Source organism: Bradyrhizobium sp. AUGA SZCCT0182, assembly GCF_018130185.1.
GTDB lineage: Bacteria > Pseudomonadota > Alphaproteobacteria > Rhizobiales > Xanthobacteraceae > Bradyrhizobium.
Genome location: NZ_JAFCLY010000053.1, coordinates 19,570 through 38,470, shown reverse-complemented (window position 1 = coordinate 38,470; position 18,901 = coordinate 19,570). Strand labels below are relative to the sequence as shown.

Here is an 18,901-nt window from a genome sequence, read left to right as displayed (position 1 = left end):
TCTCCGCGCAAACGCGTTCCGCGTTTGTCGCGAGCGAAAACCGGTTCCCACTTTTCCGGATCATGTCAGCTCCGCTTGATGCGCGGATCGATCGACGCTTGCGCGATATCGACCAGGAGGTTGAGGGCCACGAAGAACAGCGCCAGCACCAGGATCGTGCCCTGCAGCAGCGGCAGGTCGCGCTGGAAGATCGCCGAATTCAGCAGCAGCCCCGAGCCCGGCCATGAGAACACGGTTTCGATCAGGATCGAGCCGCCGAGCATATAGCCGAGCTGAAGGCCCATCACCGCGAGCGCGGTCGGCGCGGCGTTCTTGATGACATGGCGGAACACATCGGTCTCGCGCAGGCCTTTTGCGCGCAGCGCCTCGACGAAATCCTGGCTCAGGATGTCGCCGGTCAGGGCCCGCACCGTTCGGGTGACGATGCCCATTGGAATGACGGATGTCGTGATCGCGGGCAGGATCAGATATTTCATGTGCTCCCAATCCCAGCCCCAGGCGCCCGAGCCGCCGGGACCGGCGCCGACCGCGGGCAGCCAGTTGAGCTGCACCGAGAAAATGATGACCAGCACCATGCCGAGCCAGTAATGCGGCACGGAGACGCCGGCGATCGCGATCGAGGTCGCGACCTTGTCGATCCAGGTGTCGCGGAAATAGCCGGCAATCAGGCCGAAAAACAAACCCAGAGTGAAGCCGATCGACGCGGCCGCAATCGCCAGCGTCACGGTATTGCCGACCGCGCGCAGCACCTCCGACAGCACCGGACGGCCCGTCGCAATCGAATTGCCGAGATCACCGTGCAGCGCACGCCACAGCCAGAGCCCGAACTGGACCGGCAGCGGGCGGTCGAAGCCATAGGCAGTGCGCAATTGCGCCGCGAGTTCCTGGCTGGCGTCCGCCGGCAGCACCGCCACCAGGGGATCGCCCGGCGTGATGTGGACCAGCAGGAAGCACACCAACGCCACGCTGGCCACGATCGGGATCACATAGACGATACGGCGGGCGATATAGACGAGCACGAGACATTCTTTCTTCCTTCTCACCTTGTGGGAGAAGGTGGCGCGCGCAGCGCGCCGGATGAGGGGTTCAATCCGCAGAAGCGGTCATTGCGAATGAGAGAGGGGTATCCGCGGAGAGAACCCCTCACCCGTCTTCGCTTCGCGAAGTCACCCTCTCCCACAAGGGGAGAGGGAAGCACACGCGAAGTTGGAGTATCACGCCTTACGGCGCGATCGTCACCGGCGAGAAGTCGACGAACCAGCTCTTCGGCTGCACGAAGCCTTTCACCTTCGGGCTCATGGCGCGCGGAGACACGTCATGGGCGACATAGAGGAAGGCGGCATCGTCGACCGAGGCCGCATGCAGTTCGGCCAGCGCCGCATCGCGCGCCGCGGGATCGAAGGTCTGGCGTGCCTTGGTAACCAGCTCATCGAATTTGGGATTGTTGATGTAGCCCCAATTGTTCGACACCGGAGGTGCCATCGACGACTGCAGGAAGCGCACCAGCGCGAAGAACGGATCCATCGCCGCATAGGTCACGTTGGTGGCGTTGGCGTTGTTGGCGGACGCGTCCTTGGCGCCGCGGCGCCAATTGGTGAACAGCGTGTTCCATTCGATCACGTCGAGCTGGACGTCGAAGTAACATTCAGCCAGCGCCTGCTGCAGATATTCGTTCATCGGCAGCGGTTGCATCTGGCCCGAACCGGACGCCGAGGTCTGGGTCTTGACCGTCAGCTTCTTCGACGGACCGTAACCGGCTTCCTGCATCAGCTTTTGCGCCGCCCTCAGGTCATACTTGATCTCGAAGGTCGGCTTGCCGCGCCAGGGATGACCGGCCTCGAACGTGCCGGTCGCCGGCACCATCAGGCCAGCGAGCAGCCCCTCCTTGAGACCCTCGCGATCGATGCAGAGATTGGCGGCCTTGCGAACGCGAATGTCGTTCCAGGGCGAGCCTTCAATGCGCGAGAACTGCCACGGCCAGACATGCGGCGATTCGTTGGCCTGCAGGGAGAAGCCGCGTGCCTTGATTTCCTTGACCGCATCGGGCGCGGGCGCCTCGACCCAGTCGACCTGACCGGAGAGCAACGCCGCGGTGCGGGCATTGGCTTCCGGCATCGGCAGCAGCACCATCTTGTCGACCTTGGGCACACGCGCCTTGTCCCAATAGCCCTCGTTCTTGACGAGTTCGAGCCGCTCGCGCGGCGTGAACTTCGACATCTTCCACGGGCCGGTGCCCGAAGCCTCGCGGGCGAACGCCGCCCAGGCGGCCTGCGATTTCGCCTTGGCATCCGCGCCCTCAGCCGACTCGAACAGTTTTTGCCATTTCGAGGGGCTCGCCATGAACAGATTGGTCAGGTTGATCGGCAGGAAGCTGTCGGGCTCCTTGGTGGTCAATTCCACCGTCAGATCGTCGATTTTCTTCGCGGAGGCCAGCGTCGGCATGCGCGAAGCGGTGACGCCGACCTGGCTGGCGTCGAAATGCGGCGCATCCTGCTTCAGCACCTTCTCGACATTCCACACCACGGCGTCGGCGTTGAACGGCGAGCCGTCGTGGAAGGTGACGCCGGGACGCAGCTTGAAGGTCCACTTCTTCTTGTCGGCATCATCGACCTTCCATTCGGTCGAAAGCCCCGGGATCATCACGCTCGCCTTGCTGGCCGAGGAGAGGTCCCACATGGTCAGCGCGTCATACATCGTGAGGCCGGTGAAACGGTTGCCCTCAAAGCCCTGGTCCGGCTGACCCAACGTGCGCGGAATATCGGCAGCCGTCATGCCGATGCGCAGCACGGTTTCAGCGCTGGCGGCCAGCGGCAACCCCGCCGCCATTGCCATCGCCAGCGCGACCGCCGTCGCGGTCTTCTTTGATTTCTCGTTACGCATATGCAGCAATCCCTTCTCTACTTCAGGTGACTATTTCTTATGCAAAGTTATGCAACGCCCGTGCCAAAAGAGATAGTTCTTCGCGAAATAGCCATGTGACATATGGTTTCTTCCCGCTCCGCACGAAGAAAAGCCAGTGATGCCTATTCTGGCATCAAGCTTGCAAGTTGGCATTAGGTATTCAGCATACTGCCAACGGAGTTTAGTTCATGCGCACCCGCAATTCGATGCTACTCGTCGCCGCGATGGCGTTCGCCATCGGCGCCCTGCCGGCCACGCCGGTGCGGGCCGAATCCGTGGTGCGCTACGGCATTTCGATGGCCGATATTCCCCTGACCACGGGTCAGCCGGACCGCGGCGCCGGCGCCTATCAGTTCAGCGCCTACACGATCTACGATCCGCTGGTGGCCTGGGAAATGGACGTGGCTGACCGGCCCGGCAAGCTGGTGCCGGGGCTCGCGACTGAATGGAAGGTCGACGACAAGGACAAGACCAAATGGCGTTTCAGTCTGCGCAAGGACGTCAAATTCCATGACGGCAGCACGTTCAACGCCGACGCGGTGATCTGGAATCTCGACAAGGTGCTGAACGAGAAGGCGCCGCAATTCGACAAGCGCCAGAGCGCGCAGGTGAAGACCCGCCTGCCCTCGGTCGCCAGCTACGCCAAGATCGACGACGAAACCATCGAGATCACCACCAAGGCGGTGGATTCGTTCTTCCCCTACCAGATGCTCTGGTTCCTGGTCTCGAGCCCCGCGCAATATGAAAAGCTCGGCAAGGACTGGGACAAATTCGCCAGCCAACCTTCCGGCACCGGGCCGTTCAAACTGACAAAGCTGGTGCCGCGCGAACTCGCCGAACTCACCAAGAACGCGGATTACTGGAACAAGAAGCGGATTCCGAAGGCCGACAAGATCGTCCTGATTCCGATGCCGGAAGCGCTGACGCGCACCAATGCGCTGCTCGCCGGCCAGGTCGATCTGATCGAAACGCCAGCCCCCGATGCGGTGCCGCAGCTGAAATCCGCAGGGATGCGCATCGTCGACAACATCACGCCGCATGTCTGGAATTATCATCTCAGCGTGCTGCCGGGCTCGCCCTGGACCGACATCCGCCTGCGCAAGGCGCTCAACCTTGCGATCGACCGTGAAGGCGTCGTCGGTCTGATGAACGGCCTGGCAAAGCCCGCCAAGGGTCAGGTCGATCCGTCGAGTCCCTGGTTCGGCAAGCCCAGCTTCGAGCTTAAACATGATGTGGCGGCGGCCAAGAAACTGGTCGAGGAAGCCGGCTACTCCAGGCAGAAGCCGCTGAAGGCCACCTTCATCATCGCGCAGGGCGGCACCGGACAGATGCTGTCGCTGCCGATGAACGAATTCCTGCAGCAGAGCTTCAAGGAAATCGGCATCGAGATCGACTTCAAGGTGGTCGAGCTCGAGACATTGTATACGGCCTGGCGCAAGGGCGCGGCCGACGAGATGAACGCCGGCATCACCTCCAACAACATCGCCTATGTCACCTCGGATCCGCTCTACGCCATCGTGCGCTTCTTCCACTCCGGCCAGATCGCGCCTGTCGGCGTCAACTGGGGCGGCTACAAGTCACCAAAGGTCGACGCGCTGATCGACGAGGCCAAGCAGACCTTCGATGCCACCAAGCAGGACGAATTGCTGGCGCAGGCCCACGCCCAGATCGTCGACGACGCCGTGCTGGTGTGGGTGGTGCACGACACCAACCCGCACGCGCTGTCGCCCAAGGTGAAGAAATTCGTGCAGGCGCAGCACTGGTTTCAGGATCTGACGACGATCGGGCTGGAGTAGATTTCCTGTCGTCCCGGCCTTGAGCCGGGACCCATAACCACAGGGTGCAGTTGTCGGTGAAAGGTCTCTCCCACTCCGCCTCATCGAGAAATCACGCGGTATGGGTCCCGGCTCAAGGCCGGGACGACAAAAGCTACTTCGTCAACAACGCGAATGCGCCGTTCCAGTCTTCCGGCGGCGGGGCCTCCAGGAAGTTGCGGATTCGCGCCTCGTAGAGGTTGAACAACAGCTCGAGCGAGCGCACCTCGTCGGTGTGGCGGCCGCGTTCGATCGCGGCCAGCGCGCCTTGCCAGTCGCGGCCGCGATAGCAGGCCAGCATCTCGATGGTCAGGTTGCGCAAGCGCTGGAAACGGCCGGACTGCGCGGTGTCCTCCCGCCCGGCGATGGCGTAGATCACCTCTGGCTCCTTCTTGCCCTTCACCATGATGAAGTCGAGTTCGAGGATCGCGAACTTGTCCTTGACCGCGAGCGCGGTTTTCGAACCGACGATGATCGGGAAGCCGTATTCCTTGGATTGGCCCTCCAGCCGTGAGGCCAGATTGACGCTGTCGCCGAACACCGAATAGTCGAACCGCATGTCGGATCCCATGTTGCCGACTACGCAGGTTCCGGTATTGAGGCCGACGCCGACATTGAGCGGAATGAACGGGCGGCCCTCTTCCTCGGCTTCCTCCATTCGTTCCTGATTGAGTTCGTCGACACGCTCCAGCATATCGAGCGCCGCCTCGCAGGCGTTGAGCTGGTGATCCTTGTCGTCGAGCGGCGCATTCCAGAACGCCATGATGGCGTCGCCCATATATTTGTCGATGGTGCCCTTGCGGTGAAGGATGGCGTTGGTCAGCGGCGTCAGGAAGCGGTTCATCAGCGCAGTGAGGCCCTGTGGGTCCCGCTTGTAGGTCTCCGAGATCGAGGTGAAGCCACGCATGTCGGAGAACATGATGGTCATCTCGCGTTCCTCGCCGCCGAGCACGAGCTTTTCCGGCGACTGCGCCAGCTGGGCGACCAGCGCGGGCGACATATACTGGGAGAACGCGTTACGGATCTGTTTGCGCTGCTTCTGCTCCCGGACGAAACTCGAGAAGATCAGCGTGAGATAGATCGACGTCGTCGATATCAACGGATAGGTGAAATCGATCAGCAGCCGGTGCTGCGAATAGAAATACCAGGACGTTCCGATCAGCGCGGTGGCAAACGCCGCACCGAGGGCGACCAGCGTGACCGGTCCGAACAAGGGCGCGAACGCGATCACCAATAATCCGAACAAGACCGCGGTGGCGAATTCGATCGAGATACCGAAGATCGGCTGCGAGATCACCTCCCCGGTCAGCGCGCTCTCGAGCACCTGGGCGTGGATTTCCACGCCGGGCATGGCGCGCGACACCGGCGTGGTCTTGATATCGTTGAGACCGACGGCCGAGGTGCCGATCAATACCAGTTTGCCGGCGATCTTCTCGGGCGCAACGGTCTTTTCCAGCACGTTGATCGCCGGAACATAGAGCGACGCATCGTGCCGGGCGTAATGGACCCAAAGCTGGCCATTGCCGTCGGTCGGCAGCTGAAAGCCCTTGATGCCGAGGCTCTTGATGCCGGCCTTTTCGGCCTTGATCAGGATCGTGCCCGAACCGGTGGCGACCCGCAGCATCTCGAAGCTCAGCGAAGGCATGGTCTGGCCCTGCGCCTGCATGATCATCGGCACCCGCCGCACGATACCGTCGCGTTCGGGCTTGATGGTGAACAGCCCGCGTCCGGCCGCTGCGTGCTCCAGCACCTTGGTGTTGCGCAGCAGGCCGGGGAATTCGAACATGAAGCGCTGCGGCTCCTCGCCGAGCATCGCAAGCCCGGTCACCGGAAGCGTCTTGTCGAGCACACCCAGCTCTTCCGGCAAACCCGATTCACCCAGCACCACGCGCGAGGCGCGGATCGCATCGGCGAAAACCTGGTCGTTGCTCGGCAGCGAACGCAACCGGCTGCGGGTTTCCTCGTCGAGATTACGGTAGGTATCGGCGACGAATTCCGGGTTGAGCCGGTCGGGCTCCGAAAACACCACGTCGAAGGCAATCACGACGGCGCCGAGATTGGTCAGCTCCGTTACCAGATCCGCAAGCCGCGTCCGCGGCCACGGCCATTGTCCAAGCTTTTCCAGGCTTTTGTCGTCGATATCGACGATCGTGACCGGACGTGCGGTCTTCTTCCGCGGGTCGACGCGCTGGAAGGCGTCGAAGGTTCGAACGCGGATCTCCTCGACCGGAGCAGGGTCCCACACGCGCAGCGCGGCAAACCCGATCAGCAGCGCCACGCACGCCAGCCGGGCATAGCCAAAGCGCCGCTTGAACCACCGCCAAAATACTCTCAGCCGCTTCATGCTGCTTCGGTATCACGGGCAGGCAGATTGTTCCAACGGGTTGCGACCCGCGCCGCGGCATTATGGGACCCCGGCGCTTCCAAAAGGCCGCTCGCCCGCTTTCCCGGCGGACCATGGCTGGCTATGGTGGCATTGGGGGGACCATCGGGATTGACGAAACCGAACACTGCAGGCGGAACCCTTCGGCCGCCGCCCCGGCCTCACGATCGTGTTCGCGCGCTGCGGCGGACTGATGCGCCGCTATTTTCTCGCCGGACCGACGGCAAAATACGGCCACGACCAGACATGCTCGGCCTGATGCTGTGGCCGCTGATCCGCAACCATTGCCTGGTTCACGACAAATATTACGCCGTGCCGGACGTGCCGACGGTCAAGCTGCAGGATCCGAAAAGCAAGGTGGGCGCCGGTTATCAGAACGCGGCGACGGTGCGTGAAGAGGCTGAGCGGCTGGGGGGATTCCGCGGGTCTTGTAAGAGAACGTCTACCGCCGCTGGAGCGTCGCGGTTAGTTACCGATGCCGGGATGGAGGATGAAGTCGTTGGCCGTGAGGCTCGCGACTTGCTTCAGCGTGATATTGTCATCGCCGCCGAGCCAGAGCACCATATCCGCCGGATCGTTCTGGCTTGGCGCCGCATGGTCATGGAGCCATGCATCGATCGTTTCAGGGTTGATCGTTTCGAAAAACGCCCTGAGATCGATGTGGTCCTGCCCCGGCTTGAAGTCCGTGATCGTGTCGTTGCCGTCACCAACCCGGAACACGAACTGATCGGCGCCCGCGCCACCGGTCAGCGTATCCGTATTGCCGGTCGCGAAGATGACATCCTTCCCGTCCGTACCGGTCAGTTCGACATCGCTTTCGCCAGTCACGTTGAAGATGAAATTGACCGTGTCGGAATGGCCGAAGCCATCAGTCACGGTGAACTTGACCGAGTCGTTCTGCGGCTGAGAGCCGCCGCCGGGATTGTATGTGACACCAGCAACGGCAACAGCACCAAGCGCCTCGTCGATATCCTCAAGGTCACCCGGATCGATCGACACGCTGCTGTCCGGGGACGCCCCGGTGGTCGCGGTAAAGGTGAAGGTCTCGGTCTCCGAGGCGTCGGCATCGGTGACGTAGAGACCGGAAACCATCGTTACTCCATCGCCGAGTTCGGAGACGGTGAACAGGTCCGTTTGGATCACGGGCGCCGCCCCTGCACTCTCAGGCACCGTCACATGCGCTTCGAAATAGTCGCTGTCGTGCCCATTGTCAGGAACACCGTGGCCGTCCCAGAGCGTGAACGTCACCGTGCGGGTATCGGCGACCGGGTCCGGCTTGGAGTTCGAGAATTCGATCGCCTGCGTCAACGCCTTGACGGCGGTATCGCCGGCGCTGCCGTTCAGCGTCACCGTGAGGCTATTATCGCCGTTGTGCGCCAGCGTCCCGATCGCGACGTCGCCGCCCGGATCATCACCATCGGAATCGAAATGGACGATCGAGCCGCTATCGACCCAAATGTAGTCGTTGCCCACGATCGACAGCGTGTCGCCCTCGTGTCCGGCCGTGACGGTTGCCGTCAGCGTTCCGCCGGCATAGTTGTCACCGTCGATGTCGGCGGCCGCGACGCCGTAGACGATCGCGACCGGGCTGTCGCCGGCATGGTAGGTCGACGCGAGGCTCTTTCCCGAGTAGTCCGGCGCGTCGTTGGTACCGTTGATGGTGACGACGATATTCTTCTCGGTGCCGTCGATTGACGTCACCGTCAGCGTATCGGTGACGCTGGTGCCCTCGCCCAGCGACTGAACCTCAACCTTGGAATTATCGAGCTGATAGGTCCAGCCGCCCGTACCGCTGTCGAAGGTGAAGGTGAAGGTGCCATAGGCGCCGTCGAGCAAGTCCGGATCGACCGCCTGGAAATGACCTTCGCCAGTGTCGACATCGCTGACCGTCAGCGTGCCGCTGACGGTGTCGAGGGGTACAATTTCGCCGCTGCTCGTGAAGGCGTCCTCGATCAGGCTGCCCTCCCAATCGGCCGATATCGTCGCCGTGTCGTTGGCGCCGGTCACATTCACCGTGAATAAAGCGATACCCGTGGCACCGTTGACGTCCGCGGTCTGCACGGTGAAAGTTTCGGTCTGGGTGCCGGCATGCAGCGCGTTGATCGCGGCGGCATCGGGCGTATAAATGTAGTGGCCGTCCTCGTCCACCGTGAGCGAGCCATACAGGCCCGCAACCGCCGAGTTCACGGCATTCAGTCCGACGATCGTGCCGTAACTCAGCGTCGCGGCCTCGCCACTGTCGGCATCGTACCCGACCAGCGTTCCCGTGATGGTGTTGTAGCTATCGGTAACGGCGGTATCCAGCAGCGGCCCTACCGTCGCCGGGGCCAGGGTCGGCGCATCGTTGGTACCGGTGACATCAATCGTCAGCGTCGCGGACGCGGTCGCGCCGTAGACGTCATGCATGGTGTAGGTGAACACGTCTGCGACATGCTGATCCTGCGTCAGCGCCTGTGTCGTGGCCTTGGTGTTATCGAGCGTGTACGTCCACGCGCCGTTGGCGTCGATCGTCACGCTGCCATAGGTGCCGGCGACCACGCTAGCCACGCCTACGGTCAAGGGGCCGGTTTGCGTTCCGCTGGCAACTCCCTGCACCGTCTTGGTGTCGCCGGCATCGACGTCGAGATCGTTGGCAAGCACGTTACCGGTCGCCGATGCGACGCCGGCAAACGCGTCATTGACCGGACTGACGCCTTGCTCGGAAACCGGCGCACCCGAATTGACGTCAGTCACAGCGACCGGCGCCGCATTTGCAACCGGTGCATCGTTGGTGCCGGTGATATCGATCGTCAGCGTCGTCGTCGACGTGCCGCCATAACCATCGGACTCGGTATAGCTGAAGACGTCGCTGGCGTGCGCGCCATGCGCTAGCGAGTCGGTCAGCGGATTGGTATTGTCGAGCGTATAGGTCCACGTACCGTTGGCGTTGAGAACCAGTGACCCATAAGTGCCGACGACGGTCGCGCCGACATCGTCGTTCGTCAGCACCCCGCTGATCGAACCCGCCACAACACCGATGACGTGGTGGGTATCGATCAGGTCGACGTCGGTATCGTTGCTGAGCACGTCGCCCGACGTGGTCGAGACGCCGGCCAGTACGGAATTGTCGCTGTTGTTCCCCGCCTCGACGATATGGCCGGTGTCAGTGTCGGCAACCGCAACCGGCACATCGTTGGTGCCGGCGATCGTCACCGTCACATCTTGCGTCACCGGCGCACCGTTACTGTCTATGATCGTGACGGTGTAGATCTGGGTAATGGTCTGGCCCAACGCCAGCGACTGCAGCACCGGATCGTTGTCGTTTAGCGTAAAGCTCCAGCCGATGCTGGCGGTGTTGACGGTGTCGGTCGCGCTCTCGTTCACTCCCGTCAGGGCGAAGGTGCCGATATTGGCGGCCAATGCGCCGTTGCCCTCGGCAAAGCCCGGCAGGTTCACGCTGGCATCCGTCGATTTCAGCACGAAGCCCGCAGTATGGGCGTCGATCAGGTCGAGATCACCAAACGTAATCATGCCCGAAGTCGCAATATCGCCGGAAACGTTGACGCCGACGTCTTCCGTCACCCCGCCGGCCGCCGTCGTCGACGCGCCCACAATCGTCGGCGTGTCATTGGTGCCGGTGATCGTCACCGTCACATCCTGCGTGACCGGCACACCGTTATTGTCTGATATGGTGACCGTGTAGATCTGGACGATCGTCTGGCCCTTGGCCAGCGACTGCAGCACCGGATCGTTGTCGTTTAGCGTAAAGTTCCAGCCGATGCTGGCGGTGTTGACGGTGTCGGTCGCGCTCTCGTTCACTCCGGTCAGCGCAAAGGTGCCGATATTGGCGGCCAATGCGCCGTTGCCCTCGGCAAAGCCCGGTAGGTTCACGCTGGCATTCGTCGATTTCAGCACGAAGCCGGCGGTGTGGGTGTCGATCAGGTCGAGATCGCCGAACGTGATCGTGCCCGAGGTCTCGATGTTACCGGAGTCGTTGACGCCGGTATCCTCCGTCACCCCGCCAGTCGCCGTGGTAGATCCACCCACAATGGTCGGCGTATCGTTGGTGCCGGTGATCGTCACCGTCACGTCCTGCGTCACCGGCGCACCGTTATTGTCTGATATGGTGACCGTGTAGATCTGGGTGATGGTCTGGCCCTTGGCCAGCGACTGCAGCACCGGATCGTTGTCGTTCAGCGTAAAGTTCCAGCCGAGCGAGCCGACGGTCGAAACACCGGGATTCTCGCTTATCGCGGTCAGGGCAAACGTGCCGATTTGACCCAGCGGGGCCGCCTCCGAATAGCCCGGCAGATTGGCAGTGGCGTTCGACGACTTCAGAGCGAATGCCGCGGCATGGGTGTCCGTCAGGTCGAGGTCCTGAAACGTGATCGTTCCATTGGCGGTCAGCGTCGCCGCTGCATCCTCCGTCATCTCGCCTGTCGCCGTCGTCCATTCCGGAACTATGGTGGGAACGTCGTTGGTGCCGATCACGGTGACGTCGGCGCCGTTGATGGAGATGCTGACCGGCGTGTACACAACGCCGCCATGGCCGTCGTCGACCTTGATGACGTAGTTGAGGATTAGCTTCTCGCCCTTGGCGAGGAAATCGAAGGCGTGGTCGGCGATGCTGTAGGTCCAGGTCGCCGAACCGTTATGGCCGTTTGCGCCCCCCTGCGTCACGCTCAAGGGAACCTTGACGGCTGCAATTGCCGCCAGTTGCGCCGGCGTCAGCGTCGCGGTGACGTTATGCCCCTGCGCGTCGAGGTATCTGAACGGCTCGGTTGTCGAGATCGCCGCAGTCACCACCGGGCGATCGGTCAAATCGGTATCGGTAAAGGTGACCGTGCCCGAGATCGTATCGATGGTGGTATTGCCGGTGCCGTCCCGCTCGATGACGGTGCCGCCGCTGGTGGCAACGGTCGGCGCGTCATTGGTGCCTGATATCGTGATGGTGAAGGTCTTGAACGTGATCTCGTTGTTCGCCGCGAAATTATTGTCGACCCGCGCCAGATAGGTCAGCGTCAAGGTCTCGCCGGCGGCCAGGAAATCGAAGGCTCCGTCAGGGACGCTGTAGGTCCAGGTCGCCGTGCCGCGGTTTTTCTGGTTGGGATCCTGCACCACGGTAAGCGGCACTTCCACCGCCTTGATCGCGGCTATCTGCTCTGATGTCAGCGATGCGCTGACGTCGCTGTGCTGCGCGTTCTCATACTTGAACGAGGCAAAACTCGCCTGGGCGGTCGGCACGTCGCCCGGATTGAGGTCGGAATACGCGATCTCGCCGGTCAACGTATCCTGCGCGGCACTGCCGGTCAGGCCTGCGCGCTCGGTGAAAGCCGCATTGGAGGTGATGACGTCGGGCGGCCCCGGAATGTGGTCGCCCGATTTGACGGTCGTGGGGGTAGTCGTAACGACGGGAGTGTCGATAATCGGAGTAACCGTCACCTTCACCGGGACGGTTTCTCCGCCCGCCAGTCTGATGAACATGTTTTCCGGAACCGGCGAATCGGTGAACCGGTGCAGCTGTTGAGGATTGTTCAGGTCGGTGAATTTCAGCTGGAAGACATCGGAGATGATCTTCTGCGCATCGGGCGACAACTGCACCGAGGAAAGAAAATTGACCGTGCCCTGGCCGCTGACGATGGTCTGCGTACCGGCCTGATTGACGGTCGCGATCGGCGTCATCGTGGTCTTGTCGAACAGGATGTAGGAGCCGGTGGTGCCGTCGGGCTCGACCAGCACCTGGAATTTCGCCGGCGGCGCTCCGCCCTGGCCCGGCACCGCGAAATCGATTTCGACCAGTACCGCGGTGCCGCGGATGCCCATAGTGGCAACCGGCGTGTCGACCTTCATGTCGCCCTTCTTGGCGGTCGCGCCGGCGACGAACGAGATGGTGCCCTGCACCAGGCTGATCAGCGACGAATTGTTCGACCCGTTCGGGTCGTAGATCATTTCGTTCAGCACCATCCTGGCGTTCGATGCGAGACCGAACACGCTGCCGTCGATGAAGGTGATGCCGAGCGTCGAATCGGAACCGGACTGGACCACGTCGCCTTTGTTGACGTTGTCGCCATTGTTCAGAATGATCGAAACGCCGTTGCGGATCGCGGTCGCGGTACCGACCAGCTTGGTGACATGGCCGATGACCTGGGCCACGCTCGGGCTGCCGTCGGCCTGCGCCAGCTGGGTGTGGCCGGTCAGCGCGCTGACAATATTGCCGGTCAGATGGGCGCCATCGGGGGATGCCAGGGCTGCGCGCTTCTCGCCCTTGAAATAGTCATGCAGCACCAACTCGCGGCCGTCGCCCGACAGGACGAGGTCGACACCCGTGCGCTTGAAATCGCCGGTGAAGAGCAAATGGGCGTCTGGAACGATAATGGCGCCCGACGGCGCATGCGTGGAAACGCTGTCGACGTGGACGTGCCCACCGAGGTGAGCGCCGTGGCCGTCAGGCAACACGTCGGTAAATTTACCGGCCAAAGTCAAATGAGCCCCGCCGCCGCTAAGGTTAATACAAATACAATATTCAAAGGTCTAAGCTTGCATATCACGGATGGTCTTCTACGGAACCATCCATTTTTTGTGCAGCTTGCTTAGGTTAGAGCCGTTTTCTAGATCAGTCTTCCCGATTTTTCTCAAGCATATCTGGTACTCCCCTGCCATACACAGAGGAATACATGGATAAGCTTGAGCACCAGGGAGATTAGTTGAGATATTCGCAGCAAAACGACTGCGGTCTATACTTATCAATCCGATTCCCCCGTATAACCCCGGTATATGATGCGATTTTCCAAGTCAAAACTGTGACTTGGCTTACAACTCACGCGAATCTGACCAGATTAGTCATATTAACCTGAAAACAACGATAACGCACGGTTAAGCACCATCCCATGGATAGGGCAGTCACGGCTCCGCAAAGGTTCGATAAAATTTTCGGGAAACCGGCGAGACAAATTTTAAGCTGTTTCGCGCTTTCCGGCCTGACATCGCGGGTTTTAAGCAGATCAAAAGCCCACCTACCCACTATGCCCCCAGCGAAATGATCCGGTCACGAGTAGGTTAACGAGCCTGCCGATAATGCCCGGACTAGGGGTGTCAGATGGCGATCTCAAATTATCCGCGTGCGTTGCGCGCAACCTTCCTCGCGTGCGGCCTGTCCATAAGCGGCTTGGCCTGGTTCGGACCGGCGGACGCCGGAACGCTGCTGTCACCTGGCGCTGCGGTCCTGGTCAAGAAATCCACCCAGCCGTTCGGGCAGCCCACCGCGATGCTTCTCGACGGCGGATTGCACGAGAAATGGCAAAGTGTGCAGCGCCGCCTCGACGATGAAATGGTGCAGCTTGCGCTGTGCGAGGGCGACCGCGAAGGCTGCGTCTCGCCGGCCGCGCTGCAATTCCTCGCGATCGTCGATGCCGCCAAGCTCCGCGAGGGCCGCGCCCGACTCGGCGAGATCAACCGCGCCGTCAACCTTGCGGTGCGGCCGATGAGCGACCTCGCACAATATGGCCAGCTCGACGTCTGGGCCTCGCCGCTCGCGACGCTAACGCGGGGCGGCGACTGCGAGGATTACGCCATTGCGAAATTCGTGGCGTTGCGCCGGGCCGGCATTGCGCCCGACGATCTGCGGATCGTGATCATGCGCGACACCGTCCGCGGCGAGGATCACGCGGTTGCCGCCGCGCGGCTCGACGGGCACTGGCTGACGCTCGATAACCGCCGCATGGCGATGGTTGAGGATTCCGACATCCGCAATTACCGGCCCACCTTCGTGATCGATCAGCACAGCGTCATGCGATACACCGATGCGCCCCTGCTCACCGCCGTATCCGGCAATCCCGAAGCGCCGGTCGTCATCAGCGCGCTGGCAGCGCCCGGCGTTGTCACACCCGCCAATCAGGCTCCGACGAAAGCCGATTGACAGCAATCCTGCCGCAATTTCATCCGTGGCGACGATGGAGCAACTGCGTGCTGCATCACGCCCTCGCTGCAGCGGACCGGACGGGACGTCGCGCGATCCATGATCGCGCATCTGGGATATCGGATACAAGGCATCCCGCAATTTTCATTGCACGATCAGATTCAGTGTAAGTCATCAAGCCATGCTGCAGTGCAGCCGAAACGCATGTTCATTCCGTTTGGCAAAAACATGACGAGACAAATATTCTCTTTTTCTTTTCGCGCTCGCGCTTGATTGACGCCGTCGTTCCCACCGGCATACCATTCCGACAGATCCGCTAGAGATCATTGGAGGGGACTAGGATGACACGTTGGCCGTGCGGTGATTCTGTTTGCCGTTTTTTTCCTGAAAGCTTTTCCAGTTTGCATCGGCCGGCTCGCCTGGCGCTGGCGATCGGGTTTGGGCTGGCGATCTCCTCCACGGCGGCGCTCGCGCAAAGTCCCGCCAAGGGATCGCCGGAGCACATCAAGGCCGTTACCTCGGCGGTCGACGGCGCCTCGATCAAGGCCAACACCGCGACATCGAACGACTGGCCGACCATCGGCCTCGACTATGCGGAAACGCGCTTTTCCAAGCTGAACCAGATCAACACCGACAACGTCAAGAAGCTCGGCCTGGTATGGAGCTATCCGCTCGAATCCTCCCGCGGTGTCGAGGCAACCCCGGTGGTCGTCGATGGCATCATGTACCAGACCGCCTCCTGGAGCGTGGTGCACGCGATCGACGCCCGTACCGGCAAGAGACTCTGGACCTTCGATCCTGGCATCGACAAGGAGAAGGGCTACAAGGGCTGTTGCGACGTCGTCAATCGCGGCGTGGCGCTCTGGAAGGGCAAGGTTTTCCTCGGCGCCTATGACGGCCGCCTGATCGCGCTCGACGCCGTCACCGGCAAGGTCGTCTGGGAAAAGGACACCATCGTCAGCAAGGACCACTCCTACACCATCACCGGCGCGCCGCGCGTGTTCAACGGCAAGGTCGTGATCGGCAATGGCGGCGCCGAATATGGCGCGCGCGGCTACATCACCGCCTATGACGCCGAGACCGGCAACCAGGCCTGGCGCTGGTTCACCGTGCCTGGCGATCCCTCAAAACCGTTCGAAGATGAATCGATGGCGGCAGCCGCCAAGACCTGGGATCCGGCCGGAAAATACTGGCTCAACGGCGGCGGCGGAACGGCGTGGGACACCATCACCTTCGATCCCGACCTGAACATGGTCTATGTCGGCACCGGCAACGGCTCGCCGTGGAATCGGGACATCCGCAGCCCATCCGGCGGCGACAATCTCTACTTGGCGTCACTGGTGGCGCTGAACGCCGACACCGGCAAATACATCTGGCACTATCAGGAAACCCCCGGCGATCATTGGGACTACACATCGACGCAGCCGATGATCCTGGCGGACATCAACATCGATGGCGCGCCAAGGAAGGTCATTCTTCATGCGCCGAAGAACGGCTTCTTCTTCGTCGTCGACCGCACCAACGGCAAGTTCATCTCGGCCAAGAACTTCGTCGATGTGAACTGGGCGACCGGTTACGACGCCAATGGTCGTCCGATCGAAGTACCGGCAGCGCGCGGCAAGGAGCCGTATGACAGCGTTCCCGGTCCATATGGCGCGCACAATTGGCATCCCATGTCGTTCAATCCGCAGACCGGCCTCGTTTATCTGCCGGCGCAAGGCGTGCCGCTGAACCTGACGCCGGAAAAAATGTTCGTTCACAACGCGCCGACTCCCGGCAAGTTCGGCGCCACCACCGGTTGGAATGTCGGCATGGTGCTGGACGCTGTCCCGCCGAAGAATCCGGCGTTCGGGCGCCTGCTGGCGTGGGACCCCGTGAAGCAGAAGGAAGTCTGGCGCGCCGAATATGTGGCGCCATGGAACGGCGGCACGCTGACAACAGCCGGCAATCTGGTATTCCAGGGCACTGCCGACGGACGCTTCGTCGCCTATAATGCCACGACCGGCGAGAAGCTCTGGGAATCGCCGACCGGGTCCGGCGTCGTCGCGGCGGCCTCGACCTACATGCTCGACGGCAAGCAATATGTGTCGATCGCGGTTGGCTGGGGCGGCGTGTTCGGGATCGCGGTACGCGCTACCGAATTGCGCAGCCCGGGCACGGTCTACACGTTTGCGGTCGACGGCAAGGCGCCACTGCCGACTTTCGTGAAGTATCAGACCGAAGGCCTGCTTGCGGGCGTCAAGTACGATCCGAAGGACGTGCCCGACGGCACCAACCTCTATGTCGCCGCCTGCGCCACCTGCCACGGCGTGCCCGGCGTCCACAATGGCGGCAATGTCCGTAACCTCGGCTACGTGCCCAAGGAGACCATCGAGAACCTCAAGGACTTCGTGTTCAAGGGCCCGTTCCGCGACCAGGGCATGCCGGACTTCACCGGCAAGCTGACGGAAGCGGATGTGACGAAGATCGCCGCCTTCATCCAAGGCACGGCGGATGCGATCAGGCCGAAGCCGGCCGAAGCCGCGGGACAGCCGAAGCAGTAACCCAACTCGTCATGGCCGGGCTTGTCCCGGCCATGACGGAGAGTGGGATCCATCCAAATAAAGAAAGGGCTGCGCAAGGTGATCGCGCAGCCCTTCGTCGTTCGGAAGGCAAACCTTCGGAAGACGAGCCTCAGAACATCAGGCCTTCCTTCACCAGCACCCAGCGGCCGTTCTTGACCTGCTGGACCTGGGTGATGGTGGTGGCGAGATGGTTGGTTTTCGAGAACACGGTCGGCGGCGAACTGAAGATATCCTGGAACTTATCGCCGGACTCCAGCGCATCAAGCATCTTCTGGCCGCTCAGATCCTTGCCGGCCTTGTTTGCATAATGCGCGAACGTCATCACCGCATTGTAGCCAATGATCGCCTGGGTATTGGCGTCGGCGCCGAACATCTTCTTGTAGTTGACGAGCCAGTCCTTCACTTTTCCCTTGGCGGTGTCTTCGTAGGGAATTTCGAAGCCTGAAGCGGCATACAGACCTTCAACCACTTCCTTGCCGAGCGCCGGCACTTCGAGCACGTTAACCGGCGTGGCGCCGAGGAAGGTGACGTCCCATCCGAGCTTCTTGGCTTCGCCCATCGTGCCGATCGGCTCGCGGAGCACCGCGCCCAACACGACCAGATCGCAGCCGTCGGATTTCATCTTGGCGACCTGTGCGCTGAAGTCGGATGCACCACGCTTGTAGCTGGTGATGGAGGCCGGTGCGACCTTCATCGCGGCGAGTTGCTGGTTAAAACCATCGAGCACGTTTTTGCCGTACTCGTCATCCTGATGCATGATGCACGGCTTCTTGAAATTTTTGGCCTCCATCATGTATTTGAGCGCTGCGCGCGTGCTCTCGACGTAAGGCAGGAGGTTGTTGAATTTCAGCCGTTCCTGCGGCTTGGCCGGATCGAACTTGAAGGTGAATTCGGCCGCGGTGAGCGGAAACAGTTGCATCACCCCGGCCTCGAGCAAAATGTCCTGCGAGGCGAGCACGGTGGGCGATCCCATCGGGCCGACCATCGCGAAGATCTTGTCGCGCTCGACCATCTTCTGCGACGCCAGCACCGCACGCTTCGGGTCGTAGCCGGAGTCCTCCAGGACGAGCTTGATCTTGCGGCCGTGAATGCCGCCGGCGGCGTTGACTTCGTCGATCGCCATCTTCATGCCGTTGGAAACCGGAACGCCCCAGCCCTTGATCGGGCCGGACAGATCCTGATGGGTGCCGATGACGATCTCGCTCGCCGAGATGCCTTCATTGGTGACCTTGGTTTGGGCGTAGGCCGGCAGGTGGGTCAGCGCAAGGGCGCTCACCGCAAGGCACAACGCCCTAGACGATTTCGACATTGCAGTCTCCTCTTCGTTGGCCCGTGTTGAGCGAAG

General features: G+C 61.7%; 8 protein-coding genes. 3 read left to right on the top strand and 5 right to left on the bottom strand.

Annotated features, from left to right (window positions below):
• Positions 1–65: 65 nt before the first annotated feature.
• Together JQ611_RS35895 and JQ611_RS35890 are read right to left on the bottom strand one after the other, a co-directional pair.
• Entirely contained in the window at positions 66–1,019 is a 954-nt protein-coding gene (locus tag JQ611_RS35895) for an ABC transporter permease (RefSeq protein ID WP_192737023.1), read from the bottom strand.
• Between the two features lie 202 nt (positions 1,020–1,221).
• The gene (locus JQ611_RS35890; RefSeq protein ID WP_249133725.1) at positions 1,222–2,832 is read right to left on the bottom strand and encodes an ABC transporter substrate-binding protein; all 1,611 of its coding nucleotides are present in this window, start codon (positions 2,830–2,832) and stop codon (positions 1,222–1,224) included.
• Positions 2,833–3,089: 257 nt separating this feature from the next.
• Here JQ611_RS35890 and JQ611_RS35885 point away from each other — a divergent pair, with 257 nt between their 5' ends.
• Positions 3,090–4,697: an ABC transporter substrate-binding protein gene (locus JQ611_RS35885; protein WP_212468119.1), complete on the top strand. Its 1,608-nt coding sequence runs from the start codon at positions 3,090–3,092 to the stop codon at positions 4,695–4,697.
• Positions 4,698–4,830: 133 nt separating this feature from the next.
• Here JQ611_RS35885 and JQ611_RS35880 read toward each other — a convergent pair whose 3' ends face one another.
• On the bottom strand, positions 4,831–7,059 hold the full coding sequence (locus JQ611_RS35880) for a CHASE2 domain-containing protein (protein ID WP_212391758.1): 2,229 nt from the start codon (positions 7,057–7,059) through the stop codon (positions 4,831–4,833).
• Between the two features lie 504 nt (positions 7,060–7,563).
• Entirely contained in the window at positions 7,564–13,554 is a 5,991-nt protein-coding gene (locus JQ611_RS35875; protein WP_212468118.1) for a VCBS domain-containing protein, read from the bottom strand.
• Between the two features lie 619 nt (positions 13,555–14,173).
• Between JQ611_RS35875 and JQ611_RS35870 the strand changes: the two genes are divergently transcribed.
• Both JQ611_RS35870 and JQ611_RS35865 read left to right on the top strand, forming a co-directional pair.
• Positions 14,174–14,992, top strand: a complete 819-nt coding sequence (locus JQ611_RS35870; RefSeq protein ID WP_212468117.1) for a transglutaminase-like cysteine peptidase — start codon at positions 14,174–14,176, stop codon at positions 14,990–14,992.
• Positions 14,993–15,423: 431 nt separating this feature from the next.
• Entirely contained in the window at positions 15,424–17,535 is a 2,112-nt protein-coding gene (locus JQ611_RS35865; RefSeq protein WP_312012343.1) for a PQQ-dependent dehydrogenase, methanol/ethanol family, read from the top strand.
• Positions 17,536–17,665: 130 nt separating this feature from the next.
• Here JQ611_RS35865 and JQ611_RS35860 read toward each other — a convergent pair whose 3' ends face one another.
• A complete protein-coding gene (locus JQ611_RS35860; protein WP_212391768.1) occupies positions 17,666–18,865 on the bottom strand; it encodes an ABC transporter substrate-binding protein in 1,200 nt (399 codons plus the stop codon).
• Positions 18,866–18,901 lie beyond the last annotated feature (36 nt).

What these genes read in the sequence shown, in the direction of transcription:
- JQ611_RS35890 (WP_249133725.1), bottom strand. Translation starts at nt 2,832, where the DNA reads ATGGCAATGGCGGCGGGGTTGCCGCTGGCCGCCAGCGCTGAAACCGTG.
- JQ611_RS35885 (WP_212468119.1), top strand. Translation starts at nt 3,090, where the DNA reads ATGCGCACCCGCAATTCGATGCTACTCGTCGCCGCGATGGCGTTCGCC.
- JQ611_RS35880 (WP_212391758.1), bottom strand. Translation starts at nt 7,059, where the DNA reads ATGAAGCGGCTGAGAGTATTTTGGCGGTGGTTCAAGCGGCGCTTTGGC.
- JQ611_RS35870 (WP_212468117.1), top strand. Translation starts at nt 14,174, where the DNA reads ATGGCGATCTCAAATTATCCGCGTGCGTTGCGCGCAACCTTCCTCGCG.
- JQ611_RS35860 (WP_212391768.1), bottom strand. Translation starts at nt 18,865, where the DNA reads ATGTCGAAATCGTCTAGGGCGTTGTGCCTTGCGGTGAGCGCCCTTGCG.